This window comes from Vreelandella sp. V005, from assembly GCF_052645115.1.
This window is the reverse complement of sequence record NZ_JBQXYA010000003.1, coordinates 292,116-318,457: the sequence shown is the minus strand read 5'-3', so window position 1 is coordinate 318,457 and position 26,342 is coordinate 292,116. Positions and strand designations below refer to the sequence as shown.

The following is a 26,342-nucleotide window of genomic DNA, read 5'->3' as shown; positions in this document are numbered from 1 at the left end:
GTACTCTAAGAAGAGTGGTTATCGCAAAAAAAAACAATTTTCCACGCCAGAAAAAGCATTCGAGGCGTAAAAAATGCGTCTAAAAACAAAATCATACAAAAGAGGTTTTCGCATGTTGAAGAGCAATCGACCAGCTGCAAAGTATCTAACAGTAGGCGCTTTGCTGGGCACTATCTCGGTAGGTGCTCAAGCGGCGACATGGAGTGATACGTTTGTGGGGTATCGCTACGGAACACAGTTTACGGAGCCTAATAACCCTGAACATGTGGAGAAGCATATTCTCCAGTTCACCCATGTAAGTGGTTATTCACTGGGCCAAAACTTTTTCAACCTGGATGTCCTTCAATCCAGTAGTGAAGACCCCGCCAACAATAGTGATTCAGGGGCAACAGAGGCGTACTTGGCATACCGTCATCAATTGCATGCGGGGGGCGTATTTGATGAGCCGATAGGATTCGGGCCAGTGAGAGATATGGCTTTGACCTTTGGGTTTGACCTCAACACTAAAAACACCGGCTTTGCGCCGCGTAAGCGCCAACTGGTGGTTGGGCCAACGTTTAAGTTTGACGTGCCACGAGGCTTTATAGATCTAAGCTTGTTCTATAGCCGTGAATGGAATCACTGCGGCTTACCACCCTGTGGACTACCGGAAAACCAAAATAGCATCTCCTTTGATCCTTATTACCAACTAAACTTAGTCTGGGGGTTGCCGTTTGAAGCGGCAGGGTTACCGCTAAAATTCCAAGGTTTTTACAGCTACAACAGCGAGAAAGGAGACGATTACTTTGGAGAGGCTACAAAGCCTGAGCAATTAATGCGTACCTCGCTGATGTTCGATGTTGGTCAAGTCGCATGGGGGGCAGAAAACTCATTATGGGCGGGCGTTGGCTACGAGTACTGGCGCAATAAGTTTGGTAATAATGATAAGCCCGGTGTGGATACCGATGCTATTACGTTTAATGTCGAATGGCATTTCTAATCTTAATAACCGAATTATTGAGTATTATCAGTCTTTGTTATCTCATTTATTTAAGGTCAATATCACCTCCGCAGAAGCTAAAGAGCTACTAAAGAAAGCTTGTGGTTAGGTGCATCAATGATTCATGTTTAACAGAGGCTGGAGATAGAGTTACTTTGATACCACAGACATAAGGGACAGATTGCTGATATGGAGAAGCCAGTGGAAGAGTATGCAAGCTTTTTTATACAGCTTGAACTGAAAGAATCTCTATAAAACAGGCTGCCGTAAACTGATATTGGTCGGTTTTATGACCCATATGTGCGATAACTCTATAGCGCCTGGGGCGTTTAACTTAGGCTTTAACGTTACTGTGGTGGCGAATGCTACAGCTAGTCGTCCTGTTGTACAGTCGGATCAAGGCACGGTTCTTTCGGCACAAGCTTCCCAAGAAAGGTCTTTGACCCCAACTCGTGTTCTCTATGCTGTGGTAGCAGACTGTTCCGGCAGGCTGTTGCCAAGGCTCACTTCTATGGCTATCTCTCTTGGAAAGATTATGTCGCTAGGCTTTCTTCTCTAGTTGTTGCGTCGACTTTCAGGCTGAGATGACAAAAGCCTGTGGGATCAATTCTCTACAGTTCGAAATGCCGCCTGACACTGCGCAGACGGCAGATCGCTTATTGCGCGGTGAATAGCATGACTACCGACAGCGCGGCGGTTATCCACATGGCCGGCTTGATCTCACTTAAGCGCCCGGTAAGTACTTTGACCAACACGAAGCTGATAAAGCCAAAAGCAATGCCCAAAGTGATTGAGTAGGTCAGCGGCATCAGGATGATTGCCAGAAATGCGGGGAACGCCTGATCAAAATGCTCCCACTCGATCTTGCGTATTGGAGCCATCATGAATAGCCCTACCATAACCAGCGCAGGTGCGGTGGCAATACCTGGCACCAGCGAAAGTAATGGCGAGAGAAACAAGAACGGCAGGAACAGTAACGCAATCACCAGTGCCACCAACCCAGTGCGCCCGCCTTGGGCCACGCCCGCCCCGGACTCAATGAACGTCTGTGCGGCACTGGTGCCAAGTGGAGCGGCAATCATCGACGAAAAGGCATCCACTGTCATGGAGCGCTTGAGGTTGCGTGGATTGCCCTCTTTATCCTTGAGGTCGGCGGTTTCGGCTAACGCCATAAAGCACGACATGGCGTCAAAGAAGTTGGTAAATAGCATCACGAAGATGAACGGTAGGTAGGCGACTTTCAGCGCACCCATGATGTCCACCATCATCACCGCGCTGAAATCCGGCCAGGCGGCAAGGCCTGTCCAGGCCACCATGACTTCGTCGCCCCACAGCCGCCCCATGGGCGCGGCAGCCATTGTGGTCAGCGCAATGCCCATGACCAGCGCACCGTTAAAGCGCATGATCACGAACACCGCCGTGGCAATCAGCCCCAGAAAGAACGTAGCCAGATGTGCGTCCATGGTGCCAAGCGACACCACGGTGGCATCGCTTCCCACAATGAAGCCTGCGTTTTGCAGCCCAATGAAGGTGATGAACAGCCCGATACCGCAGGTAATTGCATAGCGCAGCGACAACGGGATCGCCTCGATGACGGCCTTGCGTACATTGAACAGCGCCAGCACCGCAAAGATTACCCCCGACCAGAATACGCAACCAAGCGCCACTTCCCAACTGATCCCAGCACCCAGAACTAAGGTATAGGTAAACAGCGCGTTCATGCCCATGCCCGGTGCCACCATAATGGGGTTGCGGGCGTAAAATGCCATGGCCAAACTTCCCATGAAGCTGATCAGAACAGTGGCTGAGAGCGCGGCAGTGAAAGGTATGCCTGCATCGCTGAGCACTGCTGGGTTGACCACGATGATATACATGCCAGCAAGAAAGGTGGCAAGGCCAGCGAGAACCTCTGTTTTTATTGAAGAGCCGCGTTTAGATACGTTAAAAAAGCGATCCAGAAACGGCAGATGGCGCTCCGCATCGTCAACATCCGGATTGAGCTTCTCGGATGAGTAGGCTGTTGTCTCTTGCATACCCGATACCTTGTTATTGTAATGGCTGGAGGTGTCGTTATTGGTTATAAACGGTCTTTGATTATTTACTGACCATTCGGTCAAGTCTATGAGCGTAGCCAGAGTCGGTCAAGGCAGGAAAAATGGTTTCAGCGAACTCGTTTACCTTGGAGAGTTACTGGCATCGGGCTATCAAACCCAATGAACATTTTCCTAATGTACGAGTTGCAATTTGAATTCAATATTGGCGATGCTCTCGGTTTGGTGGCATTAGTACGATGAAAGCCGCCTCCTGTGACCTTATTTTCTCTGGCCAATTCATCCCTATTACGAAGGGGTTCTGCCCATTGTCCCCATCGGGAACTGAGTAGCTAGAGACAGCTTGCTGATCAGCACGCTAATTGGATATCTCGGGGCGTAATGAAAGGGTCTATGGCGGTAAACTTATATAACTACAACGGTGCGAAAGGGGGATGACTACTTTGGCGATTCGATCAAGCCTGAGCAGTTAATACGTATCTCACTGATGCTGGATTAGTTACAAATAGTGGAAAAGGACTCGTCAGTGTGATGTCGTTCAGATTGTTCAACCCTCTTGGCGTTCTCGGGCAAGCTCTGGGTTGAGTAAAGTTAACCAAAATTAGCTTTCCGTACTCGTCGGTCAAAACCACCACGTGCTGGTTGGCTTTGAAATGCGCTTGACGAAGCAACGTCTCAAACTCACCAGCAATATCGGTCTTATGATCAACAGACAGGCCTAAGCGCTCACGTTCAGTGAGTAGTAGCTGCTCACGGATGCATTCAACCAGCTCAGCGCGGCTTTGCAAAACACCATTGCTAAAGCTAAAGCGAGCCACTGGATAGGTAGTCCCCCGATCCCATTTATCTTGAATATACAAACTTTCAAACAAGGCTTTATGGCCTTCAAATAGGCAGTGCAGGGCTCAGTAGTAGGCTCTTGCCAAAAACGCCTGCGGCGAGAAATGTATAGTACTTGTTCTTATTGGCTAGGCGCTCAATAAAGGGCGTTTTATTAATGTAGTAATCGTCGCTTTCACGGATGTCAGAAGGTCTGAATTCCAGTGAGGAATTGACGACGATAAGTAGATGAAAAGCTGTCCTCTAATGTGCAACCCATTTGGGGATTGTGGCAGTTCATCATGCTGAAAGGCGGGGGAGAGGAGGTCCTTTTGCCGGGTGATCATCATGGTGTGTTTGAGAGATAGTTAAAGCACTGCCGCCAAAGGTCAAAAACGTCCAAAAACCGGACATTTTAAAATCACGCTATGTGACCTCTTTGATGGTGGCGAAGGGTAGTGGTTGATGTTAATAGGGATAAAGTGAAATGTGGTATTAGCACTCTACTTTTATATAGGCTTCTGTTTTTATTGGTTTAAAATGATGTTTATCGGTAGGTTGCCTTGGAAGGATAGATCATTGGTAAGGTTTGAAATTAGCCTCCGAAGCCGAGGGTCGCAGGTTCAAATCCTGCCGGGCGCGCCAAATTGTTAAAAAGGGGTCTGCGAGAAATCGCAGGCCTCCTTTTTTTGGTCGTCAGTTAGGATCTTTTACCTGCTATTAATTTATAGATGCAGCTTAATATGATTCTGCATCTAAGACTAAGGTTCTTATTCAGGATGTTCGTTCTGGTTCTCCAATACTTTTAAGAAGGGCGTTATATTGGTCCTGATCAGCGGCATAGATTTTATCCAAAACATAATTTGCCACCTTGGATATTTCAGGAATTTCCACTGGTTTGAAACCTCTGTCGGGGACGGCCTCAAGGTGAGAGAACTCATTATTAAGACGGTTTAATAGCGCAATCGCTGTATCTTCCTCTTCTCCAAAGAACTTCTTGATTCTTTCAAAGGCATCATTTCTGTTGTCGTGATAGGGGTACTTAAAAAATAAAAATGCTTCAAGAAATTTCCTTAAATTATTGCCAAACCCAAAGAATGGCTCATAGTTAATATGTGCATTTTCTGGATCCTTACACTTATAGATTTGATGGAAGAGATAATGAAACTCAGTGATGTAATCTTTGAGGTAGGATGGCATAAGCAAGATGTTGCTTGATGCACCATTACGCTCAATCATAAAATGTTCGTTATCATCAACACTTTTTTGTTTCCCTTCTCCTGCAGTAATCTTTTTCTTAGGGATGGAGAGACGTTTCAAGTATTTGAGGAAGTCAAGGTTGTGTGTCGAGATAAAAAGCTGTTTGTAGCGGTAGGCGTTTGAGCCGTCGGGATTCTTAATTGGTTTGGCAATTAAGCTTTCAATCAGACTAAATATAAAGAAAATGTGATTTCCATCCAAGCTGGAAATAGGATCATCTATATAAATAATAAGTTTTTTTCCCATACTGTCTGGATCTTCAAGTTTGGCAATAAAATAGCAGAAAGCAATTAGGCTACACTCACCTTCGCTGAGGTTGTATGCGGACTTTCCATCTCTGGTAATTTCAAACTTGACTGCTGTTTGGTCTAAATTGTCTTTAGCTTCAAGTTTGATTCCATCATGGCCAAAGAAATGATTGAGCAAGGAGTTGACTCTATCGGCTCCTTTACTTTCATCCTTCTGTTTCGCTCGCAAGGCAGAAACTGCTGATTCTGACTTACGAATTTCCTTCTCAGCTTCGTCGTACGTAGTTCTCGCTCCATCCATGTCAGTCTTTAAATTGTTAATTTTAACAATTTCGTCATCATGGTTGATTGCTTGGGAAAAAGTATAGACGTTAGTCAGACGAAGTGCATTTCTGGCTGCAATCTTGTCTTTTTCAAGTGTTTTCGTCTTGCTATTGCTTGTGGAAATCAACGCATTTATAGCATCCACATGCTTCTGAATTTCTTTGCCATCATGAATAGAATCCTTCAAGGAAATGACCTGAAAGAGATTGCTTTTGCGATCTTCCAAGGCTTTTTTCAGTGATTCCAGATCTTTTTTATAGACTCCCAATGCATGAGAAAGAGCTGCACTACTTGTGTCAAAAGCAGATCGCTCTTCTGTATAAAACTGGTCTCTTTTAAAGCTGTTGAAGCCAGAAATTGCATTTATCTCATTGTTGACGGTCAAGATCGCAGCATCTAAAGCGGCTTCAAGTTCTCCAGACTCTTTACTAAAGTGAGAGTCCAGTACTTGCCAAATATTGTCTGGTAAGGCCTGGCGACAAAATGCGCAAGTATCACGTTTTTCACGGTGGTGACCGATTCCCTGCTTGACCCAGAGTTGTAGAACACTATCATTAAGCAGTTCTTGAATCGGTTTTGTGGGCGTAATTTCTTTTGATAGAAGTGGCTCTGCCGTACTACACAATGAATCAAATTTTAGTTGTATTCCCAATGTGCCAGTTATATCTGGTAGGGCTTCTTGCTTTAATAGAGTAAGCTTTGCAGCTTGTTCGTCAATAGTCAGAGTTACGAAGTCAGGCTTCTTAGTGGCAGCAATGTCACTTTTAATGCTGCCAATGTTGTATACGGGAGAGCCATACTCCCGATTCTTCTTGATCTCTTTATTTGCGTGTGAGCGCAATTTCTCTTCCAAAGAGTTAGAGGCAGTTCTATGGCTGGTCTCTGTGCGATCACGTTCCTTCTTCTTCGTTTCTAGCTCATACCGAAGACCGCATTTACCTTCCACACTACCAAGCCTGGTTTCTATGGCTGAAATTGCATCATCAATCTCTTTGTTTTGCTCACCGACGATGGCGAATGTCTTGATTTCCCCATCAACCTGGTTGACCAGGAAACCCAGGTTGTCCGTTACGAAGTCACGGTTATAGACCCGGACGTCATAGTTGTGAGCCGGTATTGTTGCATGCGTAACATTGCCCTTCTCCCCGTAGATAGTGAAGGAGGGGTTAAGGTAGCTGAGTGGGGTCTTACGTATCTCTAGGGCACGAAAAACTCGGGAAAGGGTCGTCTTCCCAGAGTAATTACGTCCATAGATGATGTTGAGGCGTTTGAAATTCTGAACGTTTTTGCCTCTATCACGAACAGTCCTCTTCCACTCCAAACCGCTGAAACTTCCAAAGCTTGCTATGTCTATCTGGTTTATCACCGGCCTATAATCCCCAATTTTTATTTTTAGCTAGTTGAAATAGAACGCTTTGAGTCGTTAACTGCCTTTATGCTCTATCTCGATTTGTATGCTCTGCTTTTACCTGTTCAACCCTCTACTAAATTTACCCTAGCATAGGCTGCTTAAGCGGGCTGAGCTTCGTAAGCTTTCTTTTCAACGCTTCACCTATTCCTGAATGGAGCTAACGCGCGAAAAGGCCCCGCCGAATGTAGTAGCCATTATCGAAAGGCACGCAGCATTGTTCCCAGCGCTTTGTAGGAGTGAATTGCAGCTGTCTTTGATAGGTTCGCAGGAATGCGCGCTCACAACTGAGCATTAATTAGGAAGCAGACGGTCACAGATACAACCTACCTAGCTTCACCACTTGAAACAGGGGCCTGCAATTCCTCGCAGGCACCCTGTTGTGTGCCACCTAATCCTCCGGCTTCAACTCTTCCTGCTTCGGCGGCGTGCCTACCCTTACTTCGCTGAGCTCCTCATGCATGAGGCCGCGGTAAAGCGCGAACATCATGAGAAACACCAGAATAAACATCGGCAGGCCGACAACGGTGATGACCTCTTGGAGTGCGGTTAGCCCGGCATCGCCTGCCAGCACGATGAGCATGGCGGCCAGCATGCCTTCCGAGACACCCCAGAAAACCCGCTGGTGCCAGGGGCCTGGGTCTGCGCTGCCGGTACACAGCATATCGACCACCAGGGAGGCGGAATCCGATGAGGTGGCGAAGAAGATGGCGACGATCACCACCGCCAAGCCCTGAATCAAGGTAGCGGCGGGGAAGTTATCGAAAAACGCGAACATGGCGAGGGGGATGCTTTCGGCCACGGCAGCGGATAAAGTACCGGCTTGGTCACCCATGGCTTCACGGGCTGCCGCCCCAATGCCGTCGATTTCCATCGCTGACCAGCCGAAGATCGCAAACCAGATCAGCGTAAAAATAGAGGGCGCAAACAGCACGCCGAGCACGAACTCGCGGATGGTTCGGCCGCGGGAAATGCGCGCCACGAAGATGCCGATAAACGGCGACCAGGTAACGGTCCAGGCCCAGTAGAACACCGTCCAGCTGCCTTGCCATCCCCAGGCGCCGCCTTCGCTGGAGTAGCGTGCCAGGGTGTCATTCCAAAACGCCATGGGCAGCAAGTTCGTTATATAGAGGCCAAAGGTTTCGACCACGGCACGCAACAGGAAAACCGTCGAACCGGTAAACAGCACAAACAGCAGCAGGCCTACGGCCATACAGATATTGATATTAGAAAGCCGCTTCACCCCTGAATCCAGTCCCGCGATGATCGACCCCACGGCAACGGATGTCAGCACGGCGATGATCACTACCTTGGTCAACACCGCGTCCGGAATACCAAACAGTTCTGTTAACCCGGCATTGATTTGCTGAGTGCCCAGGCCGACAGACACCGCCACGCCAAACAGCGTGCCGAGCACGGCAAAGATGTCCAGTGCCTTACCAATGGGGCCGTGAATGCGCTCGCCTAGCAGCGGGAAAAACACCGAGCTGAAACGCATCGGCAGGTTGTAACGATAGATAAAGTACGCGAACGCCAGCCCTGGCATGGCGAAAATCGCCCAGGTGTGTAGGCCCAAGTGATAGATCGAGAAGCTCATGGCATCGTCGGCGGCGGCCACCGAGAAGGGCTCGACACTTGGCCTTGGGGGCGTTGCGAAGTGGGAAATCGGCTCGGCCACGCCCCAGAACATCAACACCGTGCCGATACCACCCGCGAACAGCATGGCGAACCATGAAGCGTTGGTGTAGGCCGGTTTCGCATTATTGCCACCCAGGCGAATCGCCCCGAAACGGCTGATCGCCACCCAGAGCAGGAACCCTACCCAGCTTGTTACCCCCAAAATAAAAAACCAGCCTAGGTTAGTAACGATCCACTCCCGTCCCGCACCGAAGGCCTCCCCGATAGGGCCTGGCGCAATCAGCAGCGCCACTAGAAAAACGATCATGATCCCCGCTGAGGTGAAAAATATGGTGGGATCCGTCTTGAGGCCCAGCTTTCGCGCAAGTGCATCCATCGTTACGTCTCCCTGTATCTTTACGCTCAGTTTTTATAACCGGTTTTTATAACCAACCATTAAAACAACGTAGGTGTTATAGGCGGATAACGCCAAGCTGGGTAGCCGGGACGCGATAGGAAAACGTATGACGACCGGATGACATACACATTTCAATCGTGAGTCATTAAGAGACAAGTCTTTGATATTGGGTGAGCGACACTGTTGGCTCTGTGTTGAGGAGGCTGAGGCGGGCCTGAAATTATCATCAAAATGACATTGTCTAGACAACTGGTGTTCATCTCCTTCAACCAGAATGGCGCTATTCCTAAAGGAGAAGCGCCATGTCTATTCCTACTATTAATGCGGAAGGCTTAAATAAGTCGTTTGGACACCGCCAGGTGTTAAACGACGTTAGCTTTCGCGTTGCAACAGGCGAGATGGTTGCGCTGATTGGGCCATCGGGCTCAGGCAAATCCACGTTACTACGTCACCTTGTCGGCCTTACTTGTGGAAATCGTATCCAGGGTGGCCGTGTGTCGCTGATGGGGCGTGAAGTGCAGGCGAGCGGGCGTTTGCGCCGAGCCGCTCGCATCGAGCGCTGCCGTACCGGTTACATCTTTCAGCAGTTCAACTTAGTAGGTCGTCTCAGCGTACTGACCAATGTGCTGGTTGGGCAGTTGGGTAGCATGTCACGGATAAGAGCTCTCTGCGGCCGCTTTACCGATCAGGAGCGCCAGCGTGCGCGCGCTTGCTTGGCCCGAGTGGGGCTGGAAGAGCTCATTGATCAGCGCGCCAATACACTTTCGGGTGGACAAATGCAGCGGGTCGCCATTGCTCGGGTACTCATGCAGGACGCCGAACTGATCCTGGCCGATGAGCCGATTGCTTCCCTCGACCCGCGTAGTGCCCGGGAAGTCATGGAAATTCTCAGCCGTATCCACGCCGAAGACGGCCGCACTGTCGTCGTCACCCTGCACCAAGTCGATATAGCGCGTCGCTATTGCCACCGTGCCGTTGCTCTTAAGGATGGCCACCTGTACTTCGATGGCCCCATTAACGAACTCACCGATGCACGCCTACAAGCGCTTTACGAAAATTCCGACCTTGATGAGCTCCGCGCCAGTGAAGCCTCAAACGGCACAGCGCTGCCCAGTGATCGCAAAGCTAGAACGCCACCTACCGTCGTAACGCCCGCGCTGGGTTGATACCTGTGCCGGGCACCTTTGAACCTGCCCTTGATAACCCTATTACTCTGGAGAGACACCCATGACGTTTAACTATCGCCGTTTGGTTCTGCCGCTGATGGCGGGAATTGGCCTGCTGGCTAGCACTCAGCTTTTCGCCGCCGAAACACTCAAGTTTGGCATTATCTCCACCGAGTCGAGTCAGAACCAGCGGCCTATGTGGCAGCCGTTTCTAGAGGATATGTCGCAGAGCCTTGGGGTAGAAGTTGAGCCTTTCTTTGCGACCGATTACGCCGCGGTGATTCAGGCAATGCGCTTCGATCAGATCGATCTCGCCTGGTACGGCAATAAGTCGGCGATGGAAGCCGTCGATCGTGCGGGTGGCGAGGTGTTTGCCCAGACGATTCCGGAGAGTGGTGAGCCGGGCTATTGGAGCTTGATGATTGTGCATGAAGATAGCGACCTGCACAGCATCGAAGACGTATTGGCTAACGCGTCTGATCTCACCTTTGGTAACGGCGACCCAAATTCAACGTCTGGCTATTTGGTGCCCGGTTACTACGTGTTTGCCAAGAATGGCGTGGATGCTTCCTCTGCCTTTAAACGCACCTTGAACTCCAACCATGAAACGAACGCGCTTTCGGTCGCCAACCGACAAGTCGATGTGGCGACTTTTAATACCGAGAGTATGGAGCGCCTGGAGATCACCGCGCCTGATAAAGCGGAGCAACTTCGCGTGGTGTGGACATCGCCGCTGATCCCTTCTGATCCCCTCGTATGGCGCAGCAACCTGCCCGAAGAGACCAAGCAGAACTTGCGAGACTTCTTCTTCAATTATGGCGAAAGCGATGAACAGAAGGAGATTTTAGCCCCCCTGCAGTGGAGTCATTTTGCTCCTTCCAGCAACGATAGCCTATTACCGATTCGCCAGCTTGAGCTGTTTAGCCAGCGTGCTGATATCGCCAATGATCAGAGCCTCTCTGACGCTGATCGAGAAGCGCAGCTAGCGGCGTTGGATGCACAGCTGGACGAGCTCAATCAACGCCTCGAGGCAATGGAGGAGGCTGAATCGGACGCTCCCTCTGTGGCCAACGCCGAATAACGTTCAAGCACTTAATAGATTATCGACGGCGGGGGAGCGCTGGCCGCCCCTCCAGCCCGGAGAGACCATGAATACTCACGCTTCTCAAATGACCGCACCGCTGCAGCGTCGACGCAGTTGGTTTTCGCTAATCGCCTGGGGTGTGTTGCTGGGTGTGCTGGCCTGGTCCTGGCAGGGCGCCGAAATGCGCCCCAGCTTGCTGGTGACGAACGCGGACAACATGGCCACGTTGGCTGGAGATTTCTTTCCTCCCGCGTTCGGCAATCTTGGTCATTACATCCATCAAATGCTGGTAACGATCCAAATCGCTATTTGGGGAACACTGCTGGCCATTATTGTGGCGGTGCCCTGCAGCCTGCTCTCTTCCGAAAACTTGGTGCCTTGGTGGGTTTACCAGCCGATGCGTCGCCTCATGGACGCGTGCCGTGCCATCAATGAGCTGGTCTTTGCGATGCTGTTCGTGGTGGCGGTGGGGCTGGGGCCTTTTGCCGGCACGCTGGCACTGTTTGTGCACACAACGGGGGTGCTGGCGAAGCTGTTTTCAGAGGCAGTGGAAGCCAGCGATGCGGGCCCAATGGAAGGGATTCGAGTGACAGGAGCAGGGCGTATCGAGGAGATCACGTTTGGACTGATCCCTCAGGTACTGCCGCTATGGATATCGGTGAGCCTTTACCGCTTCGAGTCGAATATTCGTTCTGCCACCGTACTTGGCATGGTAGGTGGGGGCGGTATTGGAGTGGCGCTGTGGGAAACCATGCGCGGATTTCAGTTCGCTGAAACCGCCACCATCATGCTGGTCATCATCGTCGCCGTCACGTTGCTTGATGTGGCCTCCCAGCGCTTACGCAAGCGCTTCATTTAGCTTGGCAAACCTCGCCATGGTCTCCCTTATCGGGTTGCTAGTGGTAACCCAGCGTCTATTTGGCAGGAGTATAAATGTCTAGACAACTGATACAGCACCACCGTCAGGAAGCGAGTGAGCCGCGCTATCGTCAATTGGCCACGATTCTGGCCCAGGACATTCGCAGCGACCATAGCGCCGGTGACCAACTACCCAGCGAACAGGCATTGGCCAAACGCTTTGAGGTAAATCGCCATACGGTTCGCCGTGCGCTGGATGAACTGGTCGCTGCCGGCATGGTGACGCGCCATCAAGGGTGGGGCACGCAAGTGGTCGACCGGCGGTTGGATTACATGGTGAGCGCCGGTAGTAAGGTCACTCATAACCTGGCGGAATTGGGGCATAACACCGAAACACGCTGTTTAAATCAAGGGCTTTTGCGGCCGCCAGAAGCGATCGCTCAACGCTTTGAACTGGCGGAGGGTGAGTGCCTGTTATGCGTGGATACGCTGCGGCTTGTGGAGGGCGCGCCGCTGCTTCATCTGCGGCATTGGTTCGATGCCACACGCGTGCCCGACTGGTGTGAGCGCTATCGCGGTGGCTCAACCCGCGCAGTACTTGACCAGCACTATGGCCTGCGACTCTCCCGCGCCCAAGTGCGCCTGGAGGCAGTTCAGGCGGATCGTGACGATAGCCGCTTGCTGCAGTGCCCTCAGCTTGCACCGCTATTGATTCTGACCAGCGACAACGTCGATGAATCACGGCGCTTGGTGGAAGTTTCCGTCAGTCGCGCCCGGGCCGACCGTGTCGCCTACCACTTCGATTTTCCTAATGAGCGCTAACTCAGGGTCGGCCTTCACCGATCTGACAACGACGAGGAACAATGATGACTCCTGAACAGCGTCACCGCATTCTCGCGCTGACACCTTTAGAGCGCCTCAATGAAGGCTGGATGAAGCTCGGCATCAAGGCGACTCATCGCTGCGTACGCGGGCCTGAAACCGGGATGGTCATGGTACGTGGCCGTATAGGCGGGACGGGCAATGCTTTTAATCTGGGCGAGATGACCCTAACCCGTGTCAGCGTGGTGCTCGATGAAAATGCGCCAGATGGCGGTGACATCGGCCATGGGTGGGTCGCGGGGCGTAGCCGCGAACACGCTGAATTAATCGCCTTGATTGATGCTTGCGCACACAAAGCGCATTGGGCGCGACGCATCGATGCGGAGCTGATTGAACCACTGACTCAGGCGCTCGCGGACGACCGTGCTGAGCGCTCCCAGCTTGCGGCGGCAACGCGGGTCGACTTCTTCACCATGGTGCGAGGGGAGTAGATATGCACGATACCACGATGGAGTTCTCAGCGTCGGAACCACCACCTTATGTGCCCAAGCCGCATCAATGGCCAGCATTGAAGGGGGCTGTTCACCACAGCCAGCAGCTGTTCCGACAAGTGCTAAGCAGTATGGCCGAACCCGGCATCTTTGCTGAGGTGGAACTGGCGCCGCTGTCTAAAGACGTTGCCATGTCGTCCGCTGCCTGGGCAGTACTACTTGTGCTGTGTGACCTGGATACACGGGTGTGGATTGCGGACGAACTAAACCGTGATGGTTTAGCCGAGGCTGTCGCCTTCCATACCGGGGCACGCATTGTGAGTCGCGCGGAAGAGGCTGATTTTGCGCTTGTAATGCCATCGACCTGTCAGGCAATGCCTCGCTTTTCTGAAGGCAGCGATATCTACCCTGACCGAAGTACCACGCTCATTGTCGTGCTGGAGTCCTTGGCGGAAGGGCGTAGTGATGCCAGGAGTCGCGGCAATACATGCTGGCAATTAAGTGGTCCCGGTATTTTAAACCAGCGAGTGCTTGAGCTAGATGACACGGCTGAGGCGCTAATGCAGCGGCTAGCGCTCAACCGCGCAAGCTTTCCACTGGGTCTCGACACGATTCTCACCTCGGGATCCTCCCTGACGGCCATTCCCCGTAGTACTCGCATTCAGAAGCCGTTGGAGGGTGAATCACTCACTCCCCTTACTCATCCAGCCAAGGAGCGCGCCTGATGTACGTTGCCGTTAAAGGAGGCGAACAGGCCATTGCTAACGCCCACCGCTGGATGGCGGATCGCCGTCGAGGCGACCGACACCAGCCTGAACTGCAGACCGAACAGATTCGCGATCAGTTGGGGCTGGCGGTGGATCGCGTCATGGCCGAGGCGTCACTGATGGATGCTGAGCTTGCCGCGTTGGCGTTGAAGCAAGCCAGCGGTGACCTAACCGAAGCGGTGTTTCTGCTGCGTGCCTATCGCACCACGTTACCCCGGCTCGCCGATAGCATGCCGCTCAAAACAGAGGCCATGCATGTCGAGCGGCGTATCAGTGCCGCCTTCAAGGATGTGCCTGGTGGGCAGGTACTGGGGCCAACCTACGACTACACCCATCGACTGCTGGATTTCATGCTACTGGCCGAAGGGGAGACTCCTGATCCGGAAAGAGCCCAGGCAGGGCTTGAGGCTTGTCCTCAGATTCTGGATTCGCTCGATGCTGAAGGGTTGATTGAAAAAGAGCTGGACGATGGCGCCGAGCCCTACGACATCACCAGGGATCCCCCGGATTTCCCCGTCAACCGAGCCACGCGTTTACAAATGCTAGCGCGAGGCGATGAGGGTTACTTGCTGGCGCTGGGCTACTCGACTCAGCGTGGCTATGGCCGCAACCACCCTTTCGCTGGTGAGATTCGTCAGGGCGCCGTTGAGGTGGAAATCGAAGTGGAAGGCTTCGATGCTCCTCTCTGTATCGGTGAGGTCATGATCAGTGAATGCCAGATGATCAACCAGTTCGGCGGTAGCCGCGAAAAGTCGCCGCAGTTTACCCGCGGCTACGGTTTGGCCTTTGGTCGCAATGAGCGCAAAACCATGGCGATGGCGTTGATCGACCGCTCCTTGCGCGCTGAAGAGCTTGGCGAACCGGTACAAGGGCCCGCCCAGCAAGCCGAGTTCGTGCTTGCTCATGCCGATAACGTCGAGGCCTCGGGCTTTGTTTCTCACTTGAAGTTACCGCACTACGTCGATTTTCAGTCGGAGCTAGAGCTGTTGCGCCGCCTACGCCGGGAGCACGACCTCCGCGAACCCTCAGAGCAGGAGCGCCCCGTATGACTCCCCGCGTTGATGACCAAGGCGGTCAAGCTTACAGCGGTTATAACTTTGCCTACTTGGACGAACAGACCAAGCGCATGATTCGCCGCGCGTTGCTAAAGGCCGTGGCGATTCCCGGCTACCAGGTGCCTTTCGGTGGTCGCGAGATGCCGATGCCCTATGGTTGGGGAACCGGTGGGATGCAGCTTACCGCCAGCATCCTCGGCGCTGACGATGTACTTAAAGTGATCGATCAAGGGGCGGATGACACGACTAACGCCGTCAGCATTCGCAAATTTTTCGAGCGTGTGGCGGGGGTTGAAACCACCACAAGCACCGCGGCGGCTAGCGTTATCCAGACGCGTCATAGAATTCCGGAGCGTCCCCTTTCCCGACACCAGATTCTGGTGTTCCAGGTGCCCATTCCTGAGCCGTTGAGATTTATCGAACCGAGCGAAGAGGAAACTCGGGTGATGCACGCTCTCGAAGAGTACGGCGTGATGCATGTGAAGCTCTACGAAGATATTGCTCGCCATGGTCATATCGCCACTACCTACGCCTATCCGGTCAAGGTGGATGAACGCTATGTGATGGATCCCTCGCCCATTCCCAAGTTCGACAACCCTAAACTCGATATGAATGAGGCGCTTATGCTGTTTGGCGCTGGGCGTGAGAAGCGCCTTTACGCGATTCCTCCCTATACCCAGGTCAAGAGTCTCGATTTCGAGGATCATCCGTTCGAGATCCAGTCTTGGGATGAGGCATGCGCGTTGTGTGGAGCGTCGGATAGCTACTTAGATGAGGTCATCACCGATGACCAAGGTGGGCGGATGTTCGTCTGCTCAGACACGGATTACTGCCAGCAATGTCGCGGGGAGGTGGCATGAAACGCCCACAGCTAATACGCCCGGCACTGCTTGAAGCACGCAACATCACGCGTTTATACGGCCCCAAACAGGGGTGCGAAGAGATTGACTTCACACTGCACCAGGGTGAAGTGCTCGGTATTGTCGGTGAGTCCGGCTCGGGCAAGTCGACTTTGCTAAGAGTGCTTTCAGGGCTTGAAAAACCGGACAACGGCCAGGTGATTTATCACCGTTCTGAGCCATCTTTTCCTGAGCTTACGGGCACAGAGTTTACTGGCACAGAGCTTACTAACCCAGAGTCTGCTCACACAGGGCTAGGCGTGGCCGAAGGGGCACTTGATCTCTACGCCATTAGCGAGGCACGCCGCCGCGCGCTACTGCGTATGGAATGGGGGCTAGTGCATCAAAACCCCCGCGATGGTCTGCGTCTTGGTGTCTCCGCCGGGGCCAATGTCAGCGAACGCCTGATGGCGTTAGGGCAACGCCACTATGGCAATTTACGCGCCGCAAGCCAGGACTGGATGGGCCGCGTGGAACTGGACCCACGGCGTATCGATGATGCGCCACGTACTTTCTCTGGCGGGATGCAGCAGCGCTTGCAGATCGCCCGCACCTTGGTGACTGAGCCACGCTTAGTGTTCATGGATGAGCCCACCGGCGGGCTCGACGTGTCGGTACAAGCGCGTCTGCTCGACATGCTCCGCACCTTGACCCGGCAGCTTGGTTTATCGGTGATCCTAGTGACACATGATTTAGCCGTTGCCCGCCTGCTGGCCCACCGACTGATGGTCATGCGACAAGGTCGGGTCGTGGAGGCCGGTCTGACCGACCAGATTCTCGACGACCCGCAGCACAACTATACCCAACTACTCGTCTCATCGGTGTTAACACCATGAGCCGCACTGATGTTCAGGATCTCATCTTCAGGAGCCTGCTATGACGGCGATAAGGCAACCTTTTCTGAGCGCGTCGGCGCTCGACAAGTCCTTCGTGCTACACGCACAGAGTGGCCAGCAGTTAGATGTGATGCGCGGTCTCGAGCTGAGTTTGATGCCCGGTGAATGTCTTGTGCTGGCCGGGCGCAGTGGTATCGGTAAAAGCACGCTGCTCAAAATGGTGAATGGCAACTATCGCGTCTCTGCGGGTCGGTTGACGCTGCACTTTGATGACGGAGAGCTTGAGCTCTCCGACCTGCCCGCCCAGGCCTGGCACGTGCTTCGGCGCGATGTGATCGGCTACGTCAGTCAGTTTCTACGCGTGGTGCCCAGGGTCTCTGCGCGGCAAGTGGTGATGGAGCCATTGCTATCGCAAGGCGTTGCGCTGGACGAAGCATGTCGCCGAGCCGAGGCACTGCTGGCAAGGCTCAACCTGCCTAAGCGGCTATGGGATCTAGCACCGGGAACGTTCTCCGGCGGCGAACAGCAGCGAGTGAATATTGCTCGGGGCTTTATTGCCGAGCATCCGTTGCTGTTATTGGATGAGCCCACCGCCTCGCTGGATAGCGCCAACCGCGATGTGGTGGTTGAACTCATTCAGGAGGCCAAAGCGCGCGGTACGGCGATGCTGGGAATTTTCCATGATGAAGATGTGCGCGATCGTGTCGCTGACCGCCAACTGCCGCTGGAAGAGCATATGTTGAGAGCGGGTGACGCCTCAACCGCTGTGAACAATGATACCCAGGAGTCGCCAAGATGAGAGCGAATGAACAGGTTCTGACCAACGCCCGCCTAGTGCTTGATGACGATATTGTCCGTGGTAGCTTGGTAATTCAGGCAGGGCGCATCAAGGCGATCGAGCAGGGTAATACCGCGCTGCCCAGTGCCATCGACTGCGAAGGCGACTTGCTGATTCCTGGGCTGATAGAACTGCATACCGATAACATGGAGAAGTATTTTCAGCCGCGACCCAAGGTGTCGTGGCCATCGCGCTCCGCTGCCTTGGCTCACGATGCCCAAATGGCAGCAAGCGGTATCACCACGGTATTTGATGCTGTCTCCATCGGCGATGTGGATGACCAGAGCATGCGCCAAGAGGCGCTGTATCAAATGGTGGAAGCGCTAGCGGACATCAATCGTAGCGGCATGGCGCGGGTAGACCACCGTTTGCATCTACGTTGTGAAGTTTGCCATCCGGATACGCTGGCACGCTTTCAGTCCCTTGCGGATACACCTGAGCTAGGGTTGGTATCGTTGATGGACCACTCGCCAGGGCAGCGCCAGTTCGCCAGCCTCGACGCCTACCGGGTGTACTACAAGGGCAAACACGGTTTCGATGACGCCAGCCTTGATGCGTTCATCGAGCGCCAGCAGGGCTTTAGTGCTCAATACTCAAGTGCCTACCGCAAAGCAATTGCTCAGGCCTGCCATGAGCGTGGTCTGGCGCTCGCCAGTCATGACGATGCCACGATAGAGCATGTGGCCGAAAGCCTTGAGTACGGCACGCAAGTGGCGGAATTCCCCACCACCTTGGAGGCCGCTCATGCTTCTCATCACCACGGCATGGCCGTAATGATGGGCGCGCCTAATGTGGTACGCGGAGGTTCTCATTCGGGCAACATTGCGGCCAGCGAACTGGTGCGGCTCGGTGTGCTCGACATTCTTTCCTCGGACTACTACCCCGCTGCACTACTCGATGCGGTCTTCCTGATCAGTAAGATGGAGGATGGCTATGATTTACCTCGTGCCGTCGCCTCTGCCTCACGAAAACCTGCCGAAGCGGTGGGCTTGAATGACCGTGGGCGCATTGCCGAAGGGTTGCGTGCTGACCTGATTCGTGTGCGTGAAGTCGATAGCCATCCTCTGGTTCAGAGAGTGTGGTGTGCCGGTAAGCAGGTGTACTAATGGGCCGCTTGATCTATCTAATGGGGGCCAGTGGCGTTGGTAAAGATTGCCTGCTGCACGCGGCCCGCCGAGCGCACCCGGAATGGCTGGTCGCCCACCGCTATCTGACCCGGGAAAGTAGTGCCACCGAGGATTGCGTCGCGCTCAGCGATGCCGAGTTCTCGGTGCGCTGTGAGTTGGGCATGCTATGCCTTGCCTGGCAGGCCCATGGGCTCAAGTACGGCGTAGGCGTAGAGGTCGAAGCGTGGCTCGGCAGGGGCACTACGGTGCTGCTCAACGGTAGCCGCCGGGCGTTGCCGATGGCGCTTGAACGCTTCGGTGAGGCACTGGTGCCCGTCGTAATCACTGCACCCCCGGAAGTCTTGCGCCGTCGACTGATGGGGCGTGGGAGAGAGTCGATCGATGAGATTGAGCATCGACTCAAGCGCCATCAGGAAATGGAGCGTGAGTTGCTGGACACCTTTCCAGGCGTCGCCCGAGTCAATAATGGGGGGCGACTGGCGGACAGCCTTACGGAACTGACAGCGGTGATCAAGGGATGTTCTGCTCAGGCTTGATGGCCTGGGACTTCATGGCGGGAGAGCTATTGATGGAGTTTCGTTTTGGCGGTACCGGCGATAGTGCCCAGGTGCCACGCTTTGGATGTGGCTGTGAGGCCTGCAGTCGGGCTAGAGTATTGACTAGCTTAAAGCGTGGTCCCTGCTCGGCCGAAGTACGGGTCGATGGCAAGCTCTACTTACTCGACGCTGGGCGCATGGACTTGGCGCACAGTTGCGAGATCGAACGGCCGTCGGCTTTTCTGATTACGCATTACCATGCCGACCATGTTCAGGGGCTTTTCCATTTGCGATGGGGGAGCGGAGAAACGATCCCTGTTTATGGTCCTAAGGACGCCTATGGCTGTGCTGATTTGTACAAAAATCCTGGAGTGCTGGATTTCCAGCCCGGGCTCAAGCCCTTTAAAGCCATTAAATTCGAGAGCCTGACGGTGACGCCAGTACCGCTTAAGCATTCGAAACCAACGTTAGGCTACTGTCTTGAAGACGGTGGAACAAGGCTTGCGTACCTCACTGACACCTGCGGTCTGCCAGCCGAAACGGAGCGCTTTCTACGCAGTTGGAAGCCTGACGTGGTGGTGTTAGATGCCTGTTACCCCGCCACCTATCAGGCACCGCACAATCACAACACTATCACCCAGGCACTGGAGATTATTGCCCGACTCGATCCCCCACGGGCGTATCTCACTCACATTGGTCACGATTTAGACGCCGAACGTTTGACGAATCCCTCGCGCTTGCCCCCCAACGTGCGTATCGCCCGAGATGGAGAGAGTCTTAAAGAGTGGTTGGTATCGTCCTAAAAGAGAGGGTAGCTTGCTGCAAGTTCAAGCGAAGGTAGATGAGTCTTGTGTAAGAAAAAGCTGGAAAGCCCCCGCGGTAAGCTCTTTGCTGAACCACAAGGCAGGGGCTGAAGGGCGCTATTCTGATGCCAATAGATCTTTAGGCAGTAAGTCATTGGGAACGTTCTGATAGCTTACCGGGCGCAGGAAACGGCGGATAGCCATCGTACCTACCGAGGTGGCGCCAAAGTTTGTCGAAGCGGGGTAGGGGCCGCCGTGAACCATCGCGTCGACTACTTCAACACCGGTTGGAAAGCCGTTAACGAGCAGGCGACCCGCTTTGCGTTCAATGAGCGGCATCAGCGATTTTGCCAACGGTGTATCGTCCTTCGTCATGTGCAGGGTGATGGTTAGCTGGCCTTCAATGTTGCGTGCGACTTGTTGCATCTCTTCGACATTCTTGACCCGCACTACCAGGCCGATCGGCCCAAAGACCTCTTCACCCAACGTTTCATCGGCGAGGAAGGCTTCTAGGTTGGTTTCGTAAAGGTTGGGCGAGGCGGTGCGTCCCGACTGCTCCGTGGCCAATACGGTCTTAACGGTTTTGTGCGCTTCGAAGTGTGCCTTGCCCTTGCGGTAGGCGTCGGCGATCCCGTCAGTCAGCATGGTTTGCGGTTCGCTAGCGGCGAGTGCTGCCTGAGTAGCAGCGACGAAGCGGTCGGCTGCTGCGCCCTCAGGTAGGATCGCGATGCCAGGGTTCGTACAGAACTGGCCAGCGCCCATGGTGAGCGACCCAGCCCAGCCCTTGCCGAGCGTCTCAGCACTGCTTGAGAGAGCGGCGGGAAGAATGAACATCGGATTCACCGAGCCGAGTTCGCCAAAGAAGGGAATGGGCTCGGGACGAGCAGCGCAAAGGTTGAACAGCGCACGGCCACCGGTTAGAGAGCCGGTAAATCCAACGGCTTTGATGCGCGGGTGCGTCACGAGCGCCTCGCCTACCGCGCGGTTGCCGCCTTGAATCAGGCTAAAGACACCAGGATGTAGGCCATTTTTTGCGATAGCGGCGGCGATGGCTTCAGCCACTATCTCGCCAGTGCCAGGGTGGGCAGAGTGACCTTTAACCACGACCGGGCAGCCTGCGGCCAGCGCCGAGGCGGTGTCGCCGCCTGCGGTAGAGAAAGCGAGCGGGAAGTTCGAGGCGCCAAAGACAGCCACGGGGCCGATGGGACGCTGAACCAGGCGAATTTCAGGACGTGGCGCAGGGGTGCGCTCAGGCAGTGCCGCATCGTAGCGACGATCTAGATAGGTGCCCGCTTCAATGTGGTCAGCGAAGAGGCGCAGTTGGCCGACTGTTCTGCCACGCTCACCCTCAAGGCGTGCTTTAGGCAGTCCGCTCTCCTGGGTGCCGATCTCTGTAATGGCATCGCCGCGTGCGTCGATTTCGTCAGCAATTGAGCGTAGGAAGCGTGCCCGCTCTGCGCGAGAGGTGAAGCCATAGCTTTCAAACGCCGCTTCGGCTGCTTCACAGGCGCGGTTTACTAGTTCAGGTGTCCCCGTGCTGAAGGGGTGAGCCGGGCCATGAGCGGGGGTGGAGAGGAAGGTGTTTGCTTCTGCGATCCATTCGCCAGCAATAAGGTGTTTCCCTGAGGGTGTATACGGCATTCTATGTCCTTAATACTTTAAATAAGCGTCGGTTAAGTGGTCTCACAGCCCTCAAACATGCGCTTGCGTGCATTCTCAATGTGTCGCGCCATCGCTTGCGAAGCATTGATGGCATCGCGTTGACGAATTGCCTCAACGATCTCTGCGTGTTCCTCAACGACGATCTTGTTGCGGGCCGCTGGTTTTAGCAGTGAGAGATTTAAGGCCAGGTTCATTCCGAACCGAATATTTTGATCGAGGGAGTTCTGAACCGAGATGTAGTAAGCGTTGCGGGTTGCTGCTGCCACTGCCCGGTGAAAACGAGAATCAGCGTCGACGGCCAGTTCACCTTTTGAAAGGGCCTGAGAGAGTTCATCAACGGCGCTTTCTAGCTCCGTCATTTCCTGAGTTCGCCAGGAGGTGGCTGCCAGGCCCGCAGCGCCCGCCTCGAATCCAACGCGAAAGTCGTAGCATCGCTGGATGTCACTGACCGAGCCGATTTCGACGAAGCGAAAAACGTTGGCATCGGGTTTGCGCATGACGTAGCTACCCGAACCCCGGCGCGACTGGATCAGCTCGTCATCCCGTAGCCGTGCAAGCGCTTCGCGCACAACAGGGCGAGAAACACCGAAGCGGTGACCAAGCTCCACCTCGCTGGGAAGCCGGACATTCTCGGCTATTTCCCCGGAGGCTATCATCGAGAAGATACCGTCATAAACGAGATCGCCGAGCTTCTTTTCCGAGGGTTTTTTTGTGTTGCTCATCGTCTGGTCATTCCCTTCAGGGCATGTACTGCCCGCCGTTTACGTCAAGGATCTGACCAGTAACATATCCGCTTAGCTCGCTTGAGCAAAGGAACAGATAGGGTCCGATACAATCTGCAGGCTCTCCTAGCCGACCCATGGGGATCGCTGCTTTGAATGACGCGAGAACTTCAGGCGGTGTGGTGTCATGGAAGGGCGTGACGATAACCCCAGGGGCAATGGCGTTGACCCGGATGCCAGATGCCGCAAACTCTTTTGCCATACCGCGAGTGATGGTATGCACGTAACCTTTTGCGGCAGCGTAAAAGCCAGCGCCGGGGCCACCGCCGTTCCAGCCGGCGATAGAGCCGGTGTTGACGATGGCACCTGCGTCAGATTTTTCCAGCCAGGGTAGCGCTGAACGTGTCACTTGCAGCAATGAGCGGCAGTTGACGTCAAACACGCTGGCGCCGAGTGCGCCGCCCGCATCGGCGAAAGGAGCACGCTTAACCATTGCCCCGGCATTATTGATCAGAATGTCGATCCCACCTAGCGCCTCGGCGGCTTGGGCCACCACGCGATTGGCTTCATCGTCTTGGGCTAAATCGCCTTGAAGCGCTACGGCGTGTTTTCCCTCGCTTTTCAGCCGAGCTACTAAAGCCTGGGCCTCGGTGCCATTGCTGTTGTAGTGCACCGCAACCGAAGCACCGTGCATGGCCAGCGCTTCGGCGACGGCAAAGCCGATGCCTGAGCTGGCGCCGGTGATAAGCGCCGTGAGACCTGTAAAGCCATAAATATCGTTCATGATGTTTTCCTTTAAGCAGCAACAGAGCGTGCTTGCATCTCGGCCGCCAGCAGCTCTCTTACGGCGACTTCGATCTCTGGGCGCAGGGCGTCATCGGCTTCCGTCAGGAAGGGCAGCGGTGCACCCATGTCAGCGATACCCGACAGCGTAACGGCCGTGTGGAGTACCCGGATCGGGTCGCCCGAGTCGCGCAGTGCTTCGAGCGCGTCAAAGGCTTTGAGCTGGGTTCTGGCTTTTGTGAAGTCGCCTGCTTGCAGTGAGTGCAGGAATGCCTGCGACAAGCTCGGAGCGATACAGACGCAACCGGCGGTGAAGCCAGAAAGTTTCTGGTGTTCAAGGTGGGGTAGTGCCGGTGGTTCGCCAAATCCTGAGACGATCCGCTCTTTACCGATGGCCGCAATCAAATCATCCAATACAGGGTCAATGGCGGTGTTCTCGCGTGGGATGGCGTACTTGATTGAGAACAGGCTGCCATCGGCCACCAGCGATTCAATGACGTCATGGGCCAAGTAACCATCACTTTTCATGTAGAGGATGGCTTGGGTGCCGGATGTTTGTACAAAGTCACGAACTGAACGGGCAAAACCCGCATCCGTTTTAGGACCGGTGAAGGGCAATAACATGGCAGTGGGAAAATTCCGTTTGGCCAAAAGCTTTGCTTGATCCGAAAGCTTGCCGCCGTCAGGGCCGACGGAAGGAATAAGCCATGTATCTTCAGCGACGAGCCCAGCCAGTGTGTCTAGCCACTCGCCAAAGCGTGACACTGGCCAGTTCTGTACGTTGGCATTGCCCCCGTAGAGCAGTGTCGAAACGCCGCCAGCTTCGATATGGCGTATCAGCGATAGGTTCGATTCGGCGCAGTGCTCTGCGCTGCCTTCACAAGCAAAAGGGGGCACTGCGATGACGGATTTAGTCAAGTGCTCAAGCGTGATGGTCGTTTTCATGGCGGTGCTGTCCTCGTCCTGGGCCAGCATGCCGCTGGCTGATTAATATTACTAATAATTACAAATTCGCTGAAATTTTACAAATTCTCTTCTCGAGATATGCCGCCTATTATCTATATAAGATCCTATCTACCGTGCATAGTCATACCAAAGTCTACTAAATGATTGTTGCAAAAGTGATTTACAACATTTGACAAGTGTATTAAAACTTTAGCTTCGAAATGTATGCATGCTGGTGAAGTTGTCAGGCATGTCGGCTCGTGCTCAGTGGGGAGCGCCGCCCTTAGCTAATTACAATGAAAAGCCTTAGGAGAATGACAATGAAGAGACGTACTTTTGTAGCTGTCGCTTGCGCTGCCCTCATGAGCATGCCGGGCATCACGTTTGCCCAGGATTACCCGGCGCGCCCGATCTCTCTGTTAGTGCCTTGGAGCGCTGGTGGTGGCTCTGATGCGGTGGCGCGCATTCTAGCCAGCGGGCTAGAAAAAGAGCTCGGCACGCCGGTTAACGTGATTAACCGTACCGGCGGTAATGGTGTTGTCGGCCATCAATCCATCGCCATGGCTAGGCCCGATGGGTACACGATCGGGCTCATTACCGCTGAGATCAACATGATGCATCGTCAGGGGCTGACCGATTTAACCTATGACGCCTATCGCCCACTCGCTTTGGTCAATACTGACCCAGCCAGTATTCACGTAGCAGACGATTCTGAGTTTGAGAGTGCCAACGACATCATTGAAGCGATAAAGGCTGGTGAGACCGTACGCTTTTCCGGTTCTGGGCAGGGCAGCATTTGGCACCTGGCCATGGTCGGCATGCTAGTGCGGGCCGGAGTTGATCCAGCCGATGCGATCTGGGTACCTAGCCAAGGCGCTGCTCCCGCCATGCAGGAACTCGCGGCAGGTGGCGTTGAGGTTGTCGTTTCTTCCGTACCTGAAGCTGAAGCCATGGTGGCTGCGGGTGAAGTAGAGACCATCACCTTGATGGCGGATGAGCGCGACCCGAACTATCCCGACCTTGAAACGCTGGAGGAGCAAGTGGGCGTGGATTGGACAGTTGCCTCGTCTTGGCGCGGTATTGTTGCCCCGGCAGGTATCCCAGAGGATGTCGCTACTACGCTCGAGTCAGCGCTGAAGAGCATTTACGAAAGTGCTGATTATCAAGACTTTATGGAATCCCGGAAATTCGGCCTCATTTGGGAAGACGCCGCTGGCCTCGATGCGTGGCTCTCTGAAAAAGAGACGCAGTTTGGTGAGGTGATGAGCGCTGCGGGTATGACGGCCGAATAAGCAATACAAAATAACTGTTGCCGGTCGGGTTCTATCCGACCGGTTTGTGGCTGGAGATACCCATGACATTGCCGGATCGCATCGGCGGACTTGTTCTCGTAACGCTCGGAGTAGCAGTAGTTATCGCCTCGCTTCGCCTTCCAAGTATCCCGGGGCAGCCCATAGGGCCAGCGGTATTTCCTATGGTTCTCGGGGTAGCGCTCGGCCTCTCCGGGCTTGTCATCGCCGCAAGGCCGCAGCGACAGATAATCCCAGAGTCGGGTCAACTAGCCTCTTTCAGCATCATGGGTGCGCTGCACCTGCTCTCCCCGGTGGCTGTCCTTCTGTTGGGTTATTTCATAATGGCGTCGGTGGGGTTCCTGTTAACGGGTTTTCTGATCGTGTTTATCACCTCCCTGCTGCTACGGGGCTCGGTCATCGGCTCGCTGCTGCTCTCGGTGGTAATGACGATACTGATTTATACCATCTTCGCCAGCCTACTCAGGGTGCCACTGCCTCCCGGTATTCTCTCGCTGCCCTGGTAAACGGAAGC

At 54.0% G+C, this 26,342-nt stretch carries 26 protein-coding genes; 17 read left to right on the top strand and 9 right to left on the bottom strand.

The genetic code is table 11. The features are described from left to right. The first annotated feature begins 73 nt into the window (after nt 1-73). Together ACUN8H_RS10070 and ACUN8H_RS10065 are read left to right on the top strand one after the other, a co-directional pair. A complete protein-coding gene (locus ACUN8H_RS10070; RefSeq protein WP_445532003.1) occupies nt 74-979 on the top strand; it encodes a hypothetical protein in 906 nt (301 codons plus the stop codon). Nucleotides 980-1,268: 289 nt separating this feature from the next. Further along, nucleotides 1,269-1,538, top strand: coding sequence for a hypothetical protein (locus tag ACUN8H_RS10065; protein WP_445532002.1), 270 nt, complete (start codon nt 1,269-1,271; stop codon nt 1,536-1,538). A gap of 97 nt (nt 1,539-1,635) precedes the next feature. Here ACUN8H_RS10065 and ACUN8H_RS10060 read toward each other — a convergent pair whose 3' ends face one another. The 5 genes from ACUN8H_RS10060 to ACUN8H_RS10040 all read right to left on the bottom strand — a co-directional run bounded on the left by ACUN8H_RS10060 (nt 1,636) and on the right by ACUN8H_RS10040 (nt 9,103). After that, nucleotides 1,636-3,012, bottom strand: coding sequence for an NCS2 family permease (locus tag ACUN8H_RS10060; protein ID WP_445532001.1), 1,377 nt, complete (start codon nt 3,010-3,012; stop codon nt 1,636-1,638). Between the two features lie 473 nt (nt 3,013-3,485). Then, nucleotides 3,486-3,932, bottom strand: coding sequence for an AAA family ATPase (locus ACUN8H_RS10055; protein WP_445532179.1), 447 nt, complete (start codon nt 3,930-3,932; stop codon nt 3,486-3,488). Further along, a complete protein-coding gene (locus ACUN8H_RS10050) occupies nt 3,916-4,053 on the bottom strand; it encodes an AAA family ATPase (RefSeq protein ID WP_445532178.1) in 138 nt (45 codons plus the stop codon). The genes ACUN8H_RS10055 and ACUN8H_RS10050 overlap by 17 nt, the downstream gene beginning before the upstream one ends. A gap of 570 nt (nt 4,054-4,623) precedes the next feature. Further along, on the bottom strand, nt 4,624-7,047 hold the full coding sequence (locus ACUN8H_RS10045; RefSeq protein ID WP_445532000.1) for an AAA family ATPase: 2,424 nt from the start codon (nt 7,045-7,047) through the stop codon (nt 4,624-4,626). 433 nt (nt 7,048-7,480) lie between these two features. Continuing rightward, the gene (locus ACUN8H_RS10040) at nt 7,481-9,103 is read right to left on the bottom strand and encodes a BCCT family transporter (protein ID WP_445531999.1); all 1,623 of its coding nucleotides are present in this window, start codon (nt 9,101-9,103) and stop codon (nt 7,481-7,483) included. A 323-nt stretch (nt 9,104-9,426) separates the two neighbouring features. Here ACUN8H_RS10040 and phnC point away from each other — a divergent pair, with 323 nt between their 5' ends. The 13 genes from phnC (at nt 9,427) to phnP (ending at nt 20,406) form a co-directional block, all read left to right on the top strand. Beyond that, nucleotides 9,427-10,290, top strand: coding sequence for a phosphonate ABC transporter ATP-binding protein (phnC, locus tag ACUN8H_RS10035; RefSeq protein ID WP_445531998.1), 864 nt, complete (start codon nt 9,427-9,429; stop codon nt 10,288-10,290). A 61-nt stretch (nt 10,291-10,351) separates the two neighbouring features. Then, nucleotides 10,352-11,371 (top strand): phosphonate ABC transporter substrate-binding protein, encoded by a 1,020-nt coding sequence (gene phnD / locus ACUN8H_RS10030; RefSeq protein WP_445531997.1) that lies wholly within the window; start codon nt 10,352-10,354, stop codon nt 11,369-11,371. A gap of 67 nt (nt 11,372-11,438) precedes the next feature. Further along, on the top strand, nt 11,439-12,233 hold the full coding sequence (gene phnE / locus ACUN8H_RS10025; RefSeq protein ID WP_445531996.1) for a phosphonate ABC transporter, permease protein PhnE: 795 nt from the start codon (nt 11,439-11,441) through the stop codon (nt 12,231-12,233). A 74-nt stretch (nt 12,234-12,307) separates the two neighbouring features. Continuing rightward, on the top strand, nt 12,308-13,054 hold the full coding sequence (gene phnF / locus ACUN8H_RS10020; RefSeq protein ID WP_445531995.1) for a phosphonate metabolism transcriptional regulator PhnF: 747 nt from the start codon (nt 12,308-12,310) through the stop codon (nt 13,052-13,054). Between the two features lie 41 nt (nt 13,055-13,095). Next, nucleotides 13,096-13,545, top strand: coding sequence for a phosphonate C-P lyase system protein PhnG (phnG, locus tag ACUN8H_RS10015; protein ID WP_445531994.1), 450 nt, complete (start codon nt 13,096-13,098; stop codon nt 13,543-13,545). Nucleotides 13,546-13,547: 2 nt separating this feature from the next. Further along, nucleotides 13,548-14,270, top strand: coding sequence for a phosphonate C-P lyase system protein PhnH (phnH, locus tag ACUN8H_RS10010; protein WP_445531993.1), 723 nt, complete (start codon nt 13,548-13,550; stop codon nt 14,268-14,270). Then, nucleotides 14,270-15,361, top strand: a complete 1,092-nt coding sequence (locus ACUN8H_RS10005; RefSeq protein ID WP_445531992.1) for a carbon-phosphorus lyase complex subunit PhnI — start codon at nt 14,270-14,272, stop codon at nt 15,359-15,361. The genes phnH and ACUN8H_RS10005 overlap by 1 nt, the downstream gene beginning before the upstream one ends. Continuing rightward, nucleotides 15,358-16,227, top strand: a complete 870-nt coding sequence (locus tag ACUN8H_RS10000; protein WP_445531991.1) for an alpha-D-ribose 1-methylphosphonate 5-phosphate C-P-lyase PhnJ — start codon at nt 15,358-15,360, stop codon at nt 16,225-16,227. The genes ACUN8H_RS10005 and ACUN8H_RS10000 overlap by 4 nt, the downstream gene beginning before the upstream one ends. Beyond that, complete coding sequence (locus ACUN8H_RS09995; protein WP_445531990.1) at nt 16,224-17,102, top strand: phosphonate C-P lyase system protein PhnK; 879 nt, start codon at nt 16,224-16,226, stop codon at nt 17,100-17,102. The genes ACUN8H_RS10000 and ACUN8H_RS09995 overlap by 4 nt, the downstream gene beginning before the upstream one ends. 40 nt (nt 17,103-17,142) lie before the next feature. Next, on the top strand, nt 17,143-17,901 hold the full coding sequence (gene phnL, locus ACUN8H_RS09990; RefSeq protein WP_445531989.1) for a phosphonate C-P lyase system protein PhnL: 759 nt from the start codon (nt 17,143-17,145) through the stop codon (nt 17,899-17,901). Beyond that, a complete protein-coding gene (locus ACUN8H_RS09985; RefSeq protein ID WP_445531988.1) occupies nt 17,898-19,046 on the top strand; it encodes an alpha-D-ribose 1-methylphosphonate 5-triphosphate diphosphatase in 1,149 nt (382 codons plus the stop codon). The genes phnL and ACUN8H_RS09985 overlap by 4 nt, the downstream gene beginning before the upstream one ends. Beyond that, on the top strand, nt 19,046-19,603 hold the full coding sequence (gene phnN / locus ACUN8H_RS09980; RefSeq protein WP_445531987.1) for a ribose 1,5-bisphosphokinase: 558 nt from the start codon (nt 19,046-19,048) through the stop codon (nt 19,601-19,603). The genes ACUN8H_RS09985 and phnN overlap by 1 nt, the downstream gene beginning before the upstream one ends. Next, nucleotides 19,585-20,406, top strand: coding sequence for a phosphonate metabolism protein PhnP (phnP, locus tag ACUN8H_RS09975; RefSeq protein ID WP_445531986.1), 822 nt, complete (start codon nt 19,585-19,587; stop codon nt 20,404-20,406). The genes phnN and phnP overlap by 19 nt, the downstream gene beginning before the upstream one ends. A gap of 117 nt (nt 20,407-20,523) precedes the next feature. Here phnP and ACUN8H_RS09970 read toward each other — a convergent pair whose 3' ends face one another. Genes ACUN8H_RS09970 through ACUN8H_RS09955 form a run of 4 tightly spaced genes read right to left on the bottom strand, consistent with a single transcriptional unit; the run spans nt 20,524 to nt 24,518 of the window. Next, entirely contained in the window at nt 20,524-22,047 is a 1,524-nt protein-coding gene (locus ACUN8H_RS09970; protein WP_445531985.1) for an aldehyde dehydrogenase (NADP(+)), read from the bottom strand. A gap of 32 nt (nt 22,048-22,079) precedes the next feature. Beyond that, nucleotides 22,080-22,790, bottom strand: a complete 711-nt coding sequence (locus ACUN8H_RS09965) for a FadR/GntR family transcriptional regulator (RefSeq protein ID WP_445531984.1) — start codon at nt 22,788-22,790, stop codon at nt 22,080-22,082. A gap of 16 nt (nt 22,791-22,806) precedes the next feature. Continuing rightward, nucleotides 22,807-23,574: an SDR family NAD(P)-dependent oxidoreductase gene (locus tag ACUN8H_RS09960; protein ID WP_445531983.1), complete on the bottom strand. Its 768-nt coding sequence runs from the start codon at nt 23,572-23,574 to the stop codon at nt 22,807-22,809. Nucleotides 23,575-23,585: 11 nt separating this feature from the next. Further along, a complete protein-coding gene (locus ACUN8H_RS09955) occupies nt 23,586-24,518 on the bottom strand; it encodes a hypothetical protein (RefSeq protein WP_445531982.1) in 933 nt (310 codons plus the stop codon). Nucleotides 24,519-24,838: 320 nt separating this feature from the next. Between ACUN8H_RS09955 and ACUN8H_RS09950 the strand changes: the two genes are divergently transcribed. Further along, a complete protein-coding gene (locus ACUN8H_RS09950) occupies nt 24,839-25,810 on the top strand; it encodes a Bug family tripartite tricarboxylate transporter substrate binding protein (protein WP_445531981.1) in 972 nt (323 codons plus the stop codon). 62 nt (nt 25,811-25,872) lie between these two features. Next, nucleotides 25,873-26,334 (top strand): tripartite tricarboxylate transporter TctB family protein, encoded by a 462-nt coding sequence (locus ACUN8H_RS09945; RefSeq protein ID WP_445531980.1) that lies wholly within the window; start codon nt 25,873-25,875, stop codon nt 26,332-26,334. Nucleotides 26,335-26,342: the final 8 nt, after the last annotated feature.